Below are 12,653 nucleotides of genomic sequence, written 5' to 3'. Positions count from 1 at the left end.
GGGATTACCCATGTGAGAGTAAGTCATCGCCAGCTCATTATTCGAAACACCCCCGGTCTAAAGGCCGGGGGTGTTTTTTTTATGTTCTAAAAATGAACCGTCTGATAGGTGATTTGACCCCTACAGACTATAAATTAAGAATTCAATTTATATGTTTTTAAACAAAACTATGTTATAAAAAATAAAACGGCATAAAAATTGCTTATAAAACGAGATTTTTATTAAGGGGGTCACAATGAGATTATCAGTGGGCATAAAAATTGCGAACTCGCTGTCATTAACTCCACAATTACAGCAAGCAATACGGTTATTGCAGCTTTCAAGTCTGGAGCTGGAACAGGAAGTACAGTTGCAACTTGATAGCAATCCTCTGTTAGAAAAAGTTGAAGAACAAATTACCCTTGAAAGCCTGTCTACTATTGAATCTGATAATGAACATAATGATCTAACCAATGAACTTAATGCTAATCATCTGCCTGATGATTTACCAGTAGATACAGATTGGGATGATGTTTATACGCATCAGCCTACGAGCCTTGGGGCGGCCGAATTCGAAGAGCGGGAAGATAATCGTCAAGGACACCAGACTCTACAGGAGTATATGCTGGAGCAAATCAATCTATTGAATTTTTCCCAAGTGGATAAATTGATTGCTTATTGCATTATTGACTCCTTGGATGATAAAGGCTTTCTAGATGCAGATTTGAGTGAAATTACGGCTTCGGTACAACACCTTTTATCTTCTATGGACTTTGAAGAAGAAATTGAAGATGATGAAGTGGCAGTCGTTTTAAAACATATCCAGCGTTTAGATCCGGTGGGTGTAGGTTCTAGAAGCTTGGCAGAATGTCTCCTGGTTCAACTTGATAATTTGCCCGCATCAACGCCTTGTCGAAATGATGCGATTAAACTTCTGCAACATTATGAATTATTGATTACTAATGAACTTCCTAAGCTGATAAAGCAAACTGGACTCAATCAAGAACAGTTGCGCTGTGCAGTAGATCTGCTAAAAACACTGAAACCGCACCCGGGACTGGAATTCGAAAATAAGGAATCAGATTATCAGGTACCCGATGTTGTCGTGATGAAAAAGGATAACTGTTGGCAGGTCAATTTAAACTCGGATATCCTGCCAAAGTTACGTATCAACTCGTTCTATGCCAAGATGATTCGTCGTGCCGATCAAAGTGACGATAATCAGTATTTACGTAATCAAATGCTGGAAGCAAAAAACTTTATTAAAAGTATTGAAGAACGCCATAAAACCTTATTGAAAGTTGCAACCTGTATTGTAGAACATCAAAAAATGTTCTTGGAAATCGGCGCGGAAGGCATGAAACCTCTCGTGTTAAGAGATATTGCCGAAGAAGTCGAATTGCATGAATCGACAGTTTCACGTGTGACTACTAATAAATATATGCTAACCCCACGAGGCTTATTTGAACTGAAATATTTCTTCTCGAGTCATGTGGGTACCACCTCAGGAGGGGAGGCCTCTTCTACTGCCATTCGTGCCAAAATCAAAAAACTGGTTTCTGAAGAAAATGCCCGCAAACCTTTGTCGGATAATGCGATCGCCACCATTCTGAAAGATGAGGGTATTGATGTGGCACGACGTACGGTAGCTAAATATCGTGAATCGTTACATATTCCTTCATCTTCTGAGCGAAAAGTCTTGATCTGAAATTTGAAATCTGGCTATTCTAGAGATTCATTATGACAGCATAATGAATCTTCTTTCTTTTGAGTGACAGTAAAAATGATTTTATTCAGGACTTGAAATGGGAATATATATTTTATAAGTTACTGTATTTAAGTTGTTTTATATTGTGACTCTTCTAATCCTAACGAAGGTGAGGGATAGAACTATGCAAATAACAATTCGTGGACATCATTTATCTATTACGCCAGCAATTGAAGAAAGTATAAAAACCAAATTTTCACAAATGACGAAACATCTGGACCAGGTGAATAGTATGCAAGTGAAACTCTCCAAAGATCATCAAATCGATAAACCCTCCAGAAAGGGCAGTAGTAATCATATCGCAGAGGCTATTATCCGATTACCGGGCATTGAATTTTTTGCTCACGCCACCGCAGATGATATGTATACATCGATTAAAATATTAGCAGAAAAACTTAAACGGCAAATTGATCGATACCGGGAAATACATTTACAGCAGCATGCTTTAGTCCTATAACGGACAAATGATAAAAAAGAGGTTTTAAAAGCCTCTTTTTTTTATAGATATAATGTAGGGATTCATGAATTATTTTTGCTATTTATAGTAAAATGGCTCGTTTTACACCCTTAGTCCTATTAGAGGTCTTGTGATGAATAATGAACAGCTCACTGAAATTTTAAAAGCCGCTTTTCCCGAGGCGGATGTTGCTGTGAGTGGTCAGGGCGGAAAATTTGATCTCCGTATTGTAGATGATCAATTTGAAGGTAAGCGTCCAGTTGCACGCCAACAAGCTGTTTATGCTCCTCTCAATGCCCATATTGCCAGTGGTGCAGTTCACGCAGTGACAATTCGAGCAATGACAAAAGAAGAATGGCGCAAAGCAAGCTTATTTGGAGCTTAATCATTTAATGGATAAATTTTTAATTCAGGGCGGTATTAAGCTCGAAGGTGAAGTGCGTATTTCTGGTGCAAAGAATGCAGCACTTCCATTATTGGCGGCAATGATTCTGGCTGATACTCCTATTACGCTTAGAAATGTGCCTAATCTGAAAGATGTCAATACGCTGGTGCAGCTCATTGCAGGTCTTGGGATTACCATGACTTATGAAGGCGATACAGTTGTTGCTGATACCTCTACTTTAGATAACCAGTTTGCACCATATGAACTCGTAAAAACCATGCGTGCTTCGATTTTGGTGCTCGGTCCATTGCTAGCGCGCTATGGTAGTGCAAAAGTGTCACTTCCAGGTGGTTGTGCCATTGGTTCCCGACCAGTGGATCAGCATTTAAAAGCCTTGGAAGCTTTGGGTGCCGAGATTGAAGTAGAAGCCGGTTATGTACATGCCAAAGTCGATGGTCGCCTGAAAGGTGGTGAAGTGGTCTTTGATATGGTGACTGTCGGCGGTACTGAAAATATTCTGATGGCTGCAGTGTTAGCAGATGGCATCACCACAATTCGCAATGCTGCACGTGAACCTGAAATCACCGATCTTGCACAAATGCTCATTAAAATGGGTGCCAAGATTGAAGGTCTAGACACTGACACCTTGGTGGTGACTGGGGTTGAGAGCTTACACGGCTGTGAATACTCAGTGGTTGCAGACCGGATTGAAACCGGTTCCTATTTAGCTGCAGCTGCAATCACGGGTGGTAAGATCAAAACCACACATACAGATCCAACTCTGATGGAAGCTGTGCTGGAAAAGTTTGAAGAAATGGGTGCAGAAGTCACCCGTGGCGATGACTGGATTGAACTGGATATGATGGGTAAACGTCCGAAAGCAGTGAGCTTCCGTACCTTGCCACATCCAGATTTCCCAACAGATATGCAAGCTCAGATTATGGCGGTGAATGCTATTGGCCATGGGTTTGCGACAATTTCAGAAACCATTTTTGAAAATCGATTTATGCATGTACCTGAATTGGCACGAATGGGCGCAAATATTCAGGTGGAAGGTAATGATGCAGTCGTAACAGGTGTGGATAAACTTTCTGCAGCACCCGTGATGGCGACAGATTTACGTGCTTCATTCTCTTTGGTATTGGCAGCACTTGCCGCTGAAGGTGAAACATTGATTGACCGTATTTATCATATTGACCGCGGTTATGAAAATATTGAAGCGAAGTTACAAGGTTTAGGTGCCCAAATTAAGCGAGTAAGTTAATGAGCGATATGAGAAACGATGATCCAAACTTTGACGTAATGGGCAATTTTGATCATGGTTTAACTTTGGCATTGAGTAAAGGACGTATCTTGAAAGAAACGTTACCTTTACTTGAAACAGCTGGTATTAATCTTTTAGAAGATCCAGATAAATCGCGCAAGTTAATTTTCCCCACCACGCATAAACAGGTCCGTATTTTAATTTTACGTGCCTCTGATGTACCGACCTATGTGGAAAATGGTGCGGCAGATATTGGTGTTGCGGGTAAAGATGTACTCATGGAACATGGCGCGCAAAATGTCTATGAACCACTCGACTTAAAAATTGCTGTTTGTAAACTGATGACGGCAGGGAAAGTGGGCATGGAGCGTCCGAAAGGCCGTCTGAAAATTGCTACCAAATACGTCAACTTAACCCGTCAATACTATGCCAGCCTGGGCGAGCAAGTGGATGTGATCAAGCTGTATGGCTCAATGGAACTCGCACCACTGGTTGGTCTGGGTGATTACATTGTCGATGTGGTTGATACCGGTAACACCTTGCGTGCCAATGGTCTGGAGCCACTTGAAGAAATCTGTAAAGTATCTTCACGTTTGATCGTCAATAAAGCCAGCTTTAAGCGTAAGCAGGCATTATTAAATCCGATTTTGGCTCAACTGGAACAAGCGGTTGAAGCACGTGAGCAAGCGAAAAAAGCATAATTTATGCTGAACACAAAAACCGTCCTTAATAGGGCGGTTTTTTTATGCCTGCAAATTTAAAAATTATTCTTGGATTGAAATACAATATGATTGGACCTGAAACAGTTGATTTGAATCATTAAAATTATAGACATCGCATGCAGAAATATGAGTCGTCTGATTTACATGATAAAAATACGCTTCACCCTGAATAATCACGTGATGGCCAACTTGATGAATCGATTGAATCTGAAATTCATGGGGTGTGAGCTGAAAATAGTGTTCAATAGACTGGCAATGTTTCAGGACTTGCTCAATTCCTGAGAGCCGTTGTTCGCCAACGATTTCCCATACGAGGTCTTCTGAAAAATAGGATTGGATTTGACTAAACTGCCCAGTGGAAAAGCATTGGGCTATATCTGTAAGCATCATCAAAATTCACCTATTCTTTTAATTTTGAAATTATTCTAGCCTGAAAGTAAGGTACTCAATCATTTACCGAGGCGCTTAAAAATAATTTTTCATTAAACCCTATCTTAAGCTGGAGGATTGTTGCCCACAAAATATAGGAAACAAGGTAAACTAAAGCCTCCCTTTATTTTCATTGTGGATAAATTGATGCGACGTTTATCGACTCAAGATCAGAATTTTAAACAAGTCTTTGCTGATTTGTTGGCTTTTGAAACTGTGAGTGACCCCGAACTTTTAAAAACCGTAGATCAAATCATCGCTGATGTTCGTCAGCATGGCGATGCTCATGTTCTTAAACTCACCCAACAGTTCGATCGACATCCAGCGCATCAATTCTCAGAGCTTGAGCTGACCCAGGAACAATTGAAAGCAGCATTTGATGGTCTAAGCACGGAAGTCCGGGAAGCGCTTGAACTTGCAGCGAATCGTATTCGGGAATTCCACCAAGCACAAAAGCAAGATGGCTGGACTTATGTCGATGCTTTAGGCAATACGCTAGGTCAAAAAGTTACGCCACTGGATCGTGTGGGGATCTATGTACCCGGTGGTTTGGCGTCTTATCCATCTTCTGTGTTGATGAATGCCGTGCCAGCACATGTGGCGGGGGTGCCTGAAATTATCATGGTGGTGCCTGCACCCAATGGTGAACTCAATCCATTGGTATTGGCCGCTGCCTATTTAGCTGGTGTGACACGCGTATTTACGATTGGTGGTGCACAAGCCGTGGCTGCCTTGGCTTATGGTACAGAAACCATTCCATCAGTCGATAAAATCACAGGTCCGGGTAACCGTTTCGTGGCTGCTGCGAAGCGAGCCGTGTTCGGTCAAGTCGGGATTGATATGATCGCTGGACCCTCTGAAATTCTGGTCTATGCCGAAGGACAGAACAATGCCAAATGGCTGGCAATGGATTTATTGTCACAAGCCGAGCATGATACGGTGGCGCAAGCGGTATTTATTACACCGGATGAGCAGTTGTTGAATGATGTAGCCGATGCCATTGAAGAGCATTTGCAAGCCTTGCCAAAAGCCGATATCGCGCGTACATCGATTGAAAACCGTGGTGCATTGATATTGGTGAAAGATCGTGCAGAAGGTGTAGAGCTCATTAACCAGGTTGCGCCTGAACACCTCATGCTTTGTTTAGATGAAGCGCAAGAAATGGCTGAAGATATTCGCCATGCTGGTGCAATCTTCATGGGTCGCTATACCCCGGAAGCGATTGGTGATTACTGCGCCGGTCCGAACCATGTACTGCCAACCTCAGGTACAGCACGTTTCTCATCACCACTTGGCGTGTATGATTTCCAAAAACGCTCAAGCTTGATCATGTGCTCGCAAGACGGTGTGAAAACCTTAGCAAAAACGGCAGATATTTTGGCGCAACAAGAAAATCTTGATGCCCATGCGCGCTCTGCACGTTATCGTTATCAGTGATTAAAAAATATTAAGACCTCTCCCTAACCCTCTCCTGAAAGGAAAGGGAACTTACATCGAAAAAATTATATGTAAGGAATTGGAGATTCTTCTCCCTGAATGAGCTTTAAGCACTGCTTTAAAGTGAAATCCAAGAGAGGTTAGGAAGAGGGTAAATAAGAGAATGAAGATGTCAAATATCACTATAGAACAAATGCGTTTTTGGAGTCCTGATGTACGTGAGTTAGAACCGTATACCCCAGGGGAACAGCCAAAAATCCAAAATTTACTGAAACTCAATACCAACGAAAACCCATATCCGCCGTCACCCAAAGTGGTAGAAGCGGTACAAAAGGTTTTGGCGAATGGTGCAGATGTATTGCGTTTATATCCTGATCCTGATGCATCTGAACTAAAACAGGCGATCGCTAAACAGCAAAAAGTTGCTGTTGAAAATGTCTTTGTTGGAAATGGCTCGGACGAAGTTTTAGCGCATATTTTTAAAGCCTTTTTCATTCAAGAATTACCGCTTTTATATCCAGATATTACCTACAGTTTCTATCCAGTTTATAGTCAGTTCTTTGGTGTCAAAACCAAAGTCTTGCCACTCAATGATGATTTTGAAATTGTAGTGGATGACTATAAGCAGCCAAATGGCGGAATTATCATTACCAATCCAAATGCGCCAACCAGTATTGCATTGGGCTTGTCTGCAATTGAAGAAATTCTTCAAGCCAATCCCAACTCGGTGGTGGTCATTGATGAAGCCTATGTGGACTTTGGTGCCGAATCAGCAGTAAGTTTGGTTAAAAAGTATGACAACCTTGTAGTTTGCCAAACTACGTCTAAATCACGTTCATTGGCAGGTTTGCGTGTTGGTTTTGCAATCGCGCAACCACATTTAATTGCTGCACTTGAAGCGGTAAAAAACAGCTTCAACTCCTATCCAATGGATCGTTTTGCAATTGCTGCTGCGGTGGCTTCTTTTGAGGATCAAGCATACTTTGAAACGCAAAATGCTAAAGTAATTGCGAGTCGCGAAATGCTAGTTGCTCAACTGAGTGAACTTGGTTTTAAAGTCTTACCATCGAGTGCCAACTTTATTTTTGCCTCATTGCCATCTAAGGAGGCAGGCGAACTTGCAGCTGAATTACGTGAACATGGCATCATCGTGCGTTATTTTAATAAACCACGGATAAATCAGTTCCTGCGTATCACCATTGGTACGGATGAACAGAATCAGCGTTTGGTAGATACCTTGAAAAACGAGATTTTAGTTTAATCTCTCCCTTGCGAAGCGGTGCTTCTCATCTTTAGAAAAGAAGGACTTTCCTGATTTTACTGAATTAGAGGATTCCCTCCTTTGGTGAAGAAGGGTTAGGGTGGATTCAAAATAAAAAAGCGATTCAATTGAATCGCTTTTTTCATTTATTCAGGCTCATACCAGGTATTGAGTAAATTCAGCATGGCTTCAACTTTATCAAAACATTCCTGATATTCTGCATCACAGTCAGATGCAATAGTAATACCACCACCAGCCCATAAAGATACTTCCTCCTGATATTTCTGAATAGAGCGAATCAGAATATTCCAGGAACCTGTACCATCAAAATTAAAATACCCCATTGAGCCACAATAAGCCCCACGCGGTGCACCTTCGAGTTCTTCAATAATTTGCATGGCACGAATTTTTGGCGCCCCAGTAATTGAACCGCCTGGCAGTGCAGACATTAAAACCTCAAAAGGATTCACATTTTCCTTTAGAGTTGCCTCAACTTCACTCACCATATGATGCACTTGATTGAAGCTTTCAATATTAAACAGCTTGGGTGTTTTGACAGTACCTGTTTCCGCATAAATACTTAAATCATTACGTAATAAATCCACAATCATGACATTTTCTGCCTGATCTTTTTCCGATGCTTTTAAGGTTTGTTTAGACTGCTCGTCTAGCACAGGGTCGCTATAGCGTGGCATGGTGCCTTTAATCGGCTTGGTAATGATTTTTCGATCTGCTTCAAAATCAATAAATAACTCGGGTGAGCAGCTGAGTAATTCAAAATCACCAAGGCGCAAATAACCCGCATAGGGTGCTTCGGTAAGTGACCAGAACGCTTGGGCAGTCGCTAAGAGGGAGCCTTGGGCACGACCTGAAAATTCTTGGGTCAAGTTAATCTGATAACAGTCACCTGCAACAATATAATCTTGAATCTCCTGAAAAGCCTGAGTGTAAACAGATTTTTTCCAGCGTGCAGTACAAGGGCTTTTTAACTGAAATGTTGGATAATTTAAATCTCGTTCAAGCAAGCCTTGGATATGATTGAAAATTTGCTCGGCCTGCGAGTCGTGACTATAGAACATCCAGCCTTCAGAACTTGGCTTAATGTAGGACGAGAACTGACCAATGAATAAACCGGGTTGGGGACGGTCTGGATAATGGATATATTGCTGAGCTGCATAATCATAGCCAATAAAGCCGATATAACCTCCAGAAAATCCATGCTTTTGAGGCGTTTTTGGTCCATCAATTTCTAGATTGAATTCGGATGGAACAGCTTGATATTGTTCAATCTCTGTTCTTTTAAAACACTGGGTTTCTGAGGTCTGGGCAATAAAATATTCCTGAGCACAGCAGGCAATGAAAGGCTGACCATTATTATTTAAATACGCCAGATGATCCAATGTCTTCAATGCAGATAATAGATCTGCAACTAGCAGCGATTCAAAGTTTAAGGGACGATGATAGAGAGCTTCGGTCATTCAGTTATGGGGAGTTCGGGATGACTTACTATTTTATATCAAGAAGACGGAAAATATTTTTAAATCATGAAATACCGTTTATCGGTAAGCGACAGATTGCGACCAACGACAGTTGATCAAAAACTGACTCGACGTTAATTTAAGTGGGCTAGCAAATTACTCAAGGAAAGATGTTTAAGCTGTCAGAAAATAAAAAATACAGCCTCAACACTGAGTAATTCACAATCAAAAAAAATAGTACTCTTGGGAGAGTAAACAATGAAGAAATTCACAAAATTAGTTCTAGCGACTTCAGTTGCATTTAGTGCCAATGCGATGGCGATGCAGGCAATGGATGAGGCATCTCTAAGCGAAACAACGGGTCAGGAAGGTATCTCGATTGGTATCGGTATTTCAAAAATTGAAATTGAGAAACTCTATATTCATGATAATGATGGTTATTCTGGAGCTGGTGGTACAGGTGCAGCAGGTGCGATTGTTATTGAAGCAAATGGTAAAGGTGCAACAGCTGCTCACGGTGTAGTAGTTGGTGCTAACTATGACAATAATGGTGCATATTTATTGCCTACACGTAACCTCGCTGACTTGAAAATTGACTCTGATGCTGGTGGTGGGAATCCATTCATTAATATTGCAGCAGCAGTATCTGGTTTAGATATTCATATTGGTCAAATTGGTGTTGTGGCATCTGGTGATGAACCAGCTACAGATGCAACGTCTATTCGTCGTGGTGGTCAAGGTACGACAAATGCAATTTTATCTGGTTTGTCAATTAAAACAGGTCCAATGTCTGCAAACATTCAATTGGGTGCAGCTCCTCAAGGCGCAATGATTAAATTAAATGCAAATATGATCGGTGGTCTGGAAATTAAAGAGCTAGGCATCTTGGATAATTCAACGAAAACTGATACTCGTGCTGCAGGTGAAATCTTCATTGAAAGTATCAAACTAACAGATGCAAACTCTAGAGATCTTGCGTTAAATCAGTCTATTAGCGTATTTGGTGAGGAAGCGGCATCTAAAGGCTATATCCGTATTGTTAGCACGAGCGGTGCACATGATAATTATGTGAAAGGTATTCATTTAGGTAGCCGTACTGCTGCATCAATCGGCGATATGGAAATCCAAGGTTTACAAACTTATTTCAGCCCTGCGCTAGGTCAATACGCCCCAGGTGCGATTATTACGATTGCTGGTCACTAATCTTCATTTAAAAAAAAGCGCGTGTTTACACGCGCTTTTTTTATGACTGAATCATTTATCCAAAAAATAAAAAAAATGCTGTATTTTTTTGAAAAAGAAGGTATCTTTCTAGTTACAGGGAAGTAGAGTGAATACTCTATAAAAAGAAAAATAGGCATATTATGCCAATCATAAGAAAAGTTAATAATTATGTTAGAGATCGCGTTGGGCTCGGCATTGATGTATTACGCTGCCAAAGAAGCTCTAGATATCAAAAAACAGCCACCGGGCGCTGTTCACTATACTGAAGTCCTTGATTCAAGGAATGATTCTTTTAAACGCATGCACCGCGAAACAGTAGAAATAAAGCCGGCACTGCTGGATCAATTCCAGGGTATTGTACGTCAGGCTTATGACTATAGTTGTGGTTCAGCAGCACTTACTACCTTACTCAACGGTTATGTCGGTACGCAGCTGGATGAGCAGCAAGTCATGAGTGGGCTGATGAAATTCGGTGAAACGGATAAAATTGTTGAACGCCGTAGTTTTTCTCTACTTGATATGAAGCGCTTTGTTTCAGCCTTAGGGTTGGAAAGCGGAGGCTATCGAGGAGAATTCAAGGATTTAGTCAATCAAGATCAGCCTGCCATTGTTCCGATTTCCTATGCGGGCTTTAAGCATTTTGTGGTGTATAAGGGCTATAAAAATGGCCGGGTTTATGTTGCAGATCCAGCACTTGGCAATATCAGTTTTGATGAGCGGCGTTTTCAGGATATTTGGGAAAATAACACCTTGTTCCTGATCAATGTCCCTGAGCAATATCGCAAAAATTTTCTGGCATTAAAAGAATCAGATATGCGCCATGTAGAGGATGCGACAATTAACCGCTATGCCTTGGTCGACATGCAATATCCACAGTTTTATATGGATAAAATTGCTGATAAAGCTTCTACAATCCGTATGGACCGTAATCGTAATACAGAATCAGAAAAGTTTGGGGAGTATCAATATAATTTCCTGAGACTGTATTACAAGAATAAATAAAGTAAAGAAAAACAGTAATAAAAATTAAAATGGTGAAATGGATATGAACAGTAAATGGATGAACAAGACGTTCTTGGCACTGAGCATTCAAATGGTAATGGGCGTTGCATTTGCTGCAGAAGAACCAGCACTAGGTGAATACGAAACGGTTGATGAGGAAGTTGTAGTTGAAACTGTAGCAGTACAGCCTCAAACTGAGCAAGTCGAAACACAGGTTGCAGAAGATGTAGAATTAGGGGGATATGAAGTAGTTGAAGATACTACTGTTAAAACTACAGTACCTGTAGAAGCTCAACCTAAACAGGTCACAGATGCATCTCAGGCTTTACAGCAACAAGAAGGCGATGCAACTCAGGCAACTAATCTCGAAGAAGTATTTACGTCAAATGAACGTCAATATTCACTGATTAAAAAAGGTGATATTTCCTCTTATTACGATATTGATTATACCTACTATCGAGATACCCAACTTGACCTAGAAATGGCTCAGGGACAATTATATCAACTGCGGGTGCAAGAAAATGCGACACATACTCTGACCAATACTTTCACTTTCCAATATGGAGTGAAAGATAATCTGACATTAACTGCATCCCTACCTTTGGTGGCCAAGACCGACCTCTTAAAAGATACCTCTACTGCCGGGTTGGGTGATATTAGCATGGGCGCGCGTTGGGAGCCTTTTCCGTTAAAAGCAGGCCGTCTTCCTCTGATTTTATTTGCAAATTTATCTACCAAAACGGGTGAAAGCCCCTACGAAATTAATGCAGCCACGGATCTCGGTATCGGTAAAGGATATTATTCTGCGGGGCTAGGGGCCAGTACGCGTAAATACATTGATCCGGTCGTACTGTTTGCATCGGTTTCTGCGAACTATGGTTTTAAAGAATCCGGTCTGAACCAACGTCGTGGTTATCGTATTATTGAAGAATTTGATCCCGGAATTAGTGGGGGTTTTGCATTCGGTTTCGCCTACTCATTTAACTATGATGTTTCAATGACCATGTCCTATCAGCAAAGCTTCAATACGGGAGCTGAGTTTAGCTATAACACGGGTGAAAGTTATTCTGCTGCGGATCAGACCAGTGCTACTTTTGCGATTTCATTAGGGGTCAGGGTTTCTCCAGAAACAATTGTAAATGGTACTGTCGGCCTGGGGCTGACTGAAGATGCACCGGATGTTTCGTTGGGATTGTCATTCCCGCTTGATATTTTAGGTTTTGGTAAAAAAATCAGTTAATAGGGGT

General features: G+C 41.2%; 12 protein-coding genes. 10 read left to right on the top strand and 2 right to left on the bottom strand.

The features are described 5' to 3' along the window. Nucleotides 1-235 precede the first annotated feature (235 nt). The 5 genes from AY607_RS03905 (at nucleotide 236) to hisG (ending at nucleotide 4,554) form a co-directional block, all read left to right on the top strand. Nucleotides 236-1,687, top strand: a complete 1,452-nt coding sequence (locus tag AY607_RS03905; RefSeq protein WP_064101830.1) for an RNA polymerase factor sigma-54 — start codon at nucleotides 236-238, stop codon at nucleotides 1,685-1,687. A gap of 184 nt (nucleotides 1,688-1,871) precedes the next feature. Continuing rightward, the gene (gene hpf / locus AY607_RS03900) at nucleotides 1,872-2,204 is read left to right on the top strand and encodes a ribosome hibernation-promoting factor, HPF/YfiA family (RefSeq protein WP_064097049.1); all 333 of its coding nucleotides are present in this window, start codon (nucleotides 1,872-1,874) and stop codon (nucleotides 2,202-2,204) included. 133 nt (nucleotides 2,205-2,337) lie between these two features. After that, a complete protein-coding gene (ibaG, locus tag AY607_RS03895) occupies nucleotides 2,338-2,589 on the top strand; it encodes a BolA family iron metabolism protein IbaG (protein WP_004646023.1) in 252 nt (83 codons plus the stop codon). 7 nt (nucleotides 2,590-2,596) lie between these two features. After that, nucleotides 2,597-3,853 carry a UDP-N-acetylglucosamine 1-carboxyvinyltransferase gene (murA, locus tag AY607_RS03890; RefSeq protein WP_064097048.1) on the top strand — a complete coding sequence of 419 codons (1,257 nt, stop codon included), beginning with the start codon at nucleotides 2,597-2,599 and terminating at the stop codon, nucleotides 3,851-3,853. Beyond that, nucleotides 3,853-4,554, top strand: a complete 702-nt coding sequence (gene hisG, locus AY607_RS03885) for an ATP phosphoribosyltransferase (protein ID WP_064101829.1) — start codon at nucleotides 3,853-3,855, stop codon at nucleotides 4,552-4,554. The genes murA and hisG overlap by 1 nt, the downstream gene beginning before the upstream one ends. 63 nt (nucleotides 4,555-4,617) lie before the next feature. On the opposite strand, the gene AY607_RS03880 is transcribed toward hisG, so the two are convergent. Next, nucleotides 4,618-4,965 carry a nuclear transport factor 2 family protein gene (locus AY607_RS03880; protein WP_064101828.1) on the bottom strand — a complete coding sequence of 116 codons (348 nt, stop codon included), beginning with the start codon at nucleotides 4,963-4,965 and terminating at the stop codon, nucleotides 4,618-4,620. A 174-nt stretch (nucleotides 4,966-5,139) separates the two neighbouring features. Here AY607_RS03880 and hisD point away from each other — a divergent pair, with 174 nt between their 5' ends. Together hisD and hisC are read left to right on the top strand one after the other, a co-directional pair. Further along, on the top strand, nucleotides 5,140-6,441 hold the full coding sequence (gene hisD / locus AY607_RS03875) for a histidinol dehydrogenase (protein ID WP_171255273.1): 1,302 nt from the start codon (nucleotides 5,140-5,142) through the stop codon (nucleotides 6,439-6,441). Between the two features lie 169 nt (nucleotides 6,442-6,610). After that, entirely contained in the window at nucleotides 6,611-7,702 is a 1,092-nt protein-coding gene (gene hisC / locus AY607_RS03870; protein ID WP_064101834.1) for a histidinol-phosphate transaminase, read from the top strand. 146 nt (nucleotides 7,703-7,848) lie between these two features. On the opposite strand, the gene AY607_RS03865 is transcribed toward hisC, so the two are convergent. Next, complete coding sequence (locus AY607_RS03865) at nucleotides 7,849-9,180, bottom strand: anthranilate synthase component I family protein (protein ID WP_064101826.1); 1,332 nt, start codon at nucleotides 9,178-9,180, stop codon at nucleotides 7,849-7,851. 258 nt (nucleotides 9,181-9,438) lie between these two features. Here AY607_RS03865 and AY607_RS03860 point away from each other — a divergent pair, with 258 nt between their 5' ends. The 3 genes from AY607_RS03860 (at nucleotide 9,439) to AY607_RS03850 (ending at nucleotide 12,646) form a co-directional block, all read left to right on the top strand. Continuing rightward, complete coding sequence (locus tag AY607_RS03860) at nucleotides 9,439-10,383, top strand: DUF6160 family protein (protein ID WP_064101825.1); 945 nt, start codon at nucleotides 9,439-9,441, stop codon at nucleotides 10,381-10,383. 189 nt (nucleotides 10,384-10,572) lie between these two features. Beyond that, nucleotides 10,573-11,406, top strand: a complete 834-nt coding sequence (locus AY607_RS03855; protein ID WP_064101824.1) for a C39 family peptidase — start codon at nucleotides 10,573-10,575, stop codon at nucleotides 11,404-11,406. 37 nt (nucleotides 11,407-11,443) lie between these two features. Further along, on the top strand, nucleotides 11,444-12,646 hold the full coding sequence (locus tag AY607_RS03850) for a hypothetical protein (RefSeq protein ID WP_064101823.1): 1,203 nt from the start codon (nucleotides 11,444-11,446) through the stop codon (nucleotides 12,644-12,646). Nucleotides 12,647-12,653 lie beyond the last annotated feature (7 nt).

The organism is Acinetobacter sp. SFA (assembly GCF_001647535.1).
Taxonomy (GTDB): Bacteria; Pseudomonadota; Gammaproteobacteria; order Pseudomonadales; family Moraxellaceae; genus Acinetobacter; species Acinetobacter pecorum.
This window is presented reverse-complemented; position numbering and strand designations above follow the sequence as displayed.

Excerpts from the sequence above, each read along its gene's own strand:
- murA (WP_064097048.1), top strand. The coding sequence starts at position 2,597 with ATGGATAAATTTTTAATTCAGGGCGGTATTAAGCTCGAAGGTGAAGTG.
- hisC (WP_064101834.1), top strand. The coding sequence starts at position 6,611 with ATGTCAAATATCACTATAGAACAAATGCGTTTTTGGAGTCCTGATGTA.
- AY607_RS03865 (WP_064101826.1), bottom strand. The coding sequence starts at position 9,180 with ATGACCGAAGCTCTCTATCATCGTCCCTTAAACTTTGAATCGCTGCTA.
- AY607_RS03850 (WP_064101823.1), top strand. The coding sequence starts at position 11,444 with ATGGATATGAACAGTAAATGGATGAACAAGACGTTCTTGGCACTGAGC.
- AY607_RS03880 (WP_064101828.1), bottom strand. The coding sequence starts at position 4,965 with ATGATGCTTACAGATATAGCCCAATGCTTTTCCACTGGGCAGTTTAGT.
- hisG (WP_064101829.1), top strand. The coding sequence starts at position 3,853 with ATGAGCGATATGAGAAACGATGATCCAAACTTTGACGTAATGGGCAAT.
- AY607_RS03905 (WP_064101830.1), top strand. The coding sequence starts at position 236 with ATGAGATTATCAGTGGGCATAAAAATTGCGAACTCGCTGTCATTAACT.
- AY607_RS03860 (WP_064101825.1), top strand. The coding sequence starts at position 9,439 with ATGAAGAAATTCACAAAATTAGTTCTAGCGACTTCAGTTGCATTTAGT.
- AY607_RS03855 (WP_064101824.1), top strand. The coding sequence starts at position 10,573 with ATGTTAGAGATCGCGTTGGGCTCGGCATTGATGTATTACGCTGCCAAA.
- ibaG (WP_004646023.1), top strand. The coding sequence starts at position 2,338 with ATGAATAATGAACAGCTCACTGAAATTTTAAAAGCCGCTTTTCCCGAG.
- hpf (WP_064097049.1), top strand. The coding sequence starts at position 1,872 with ATGCAAATAACAATTCGTGGACATCATTTATCTATTACGCCAGCAATT.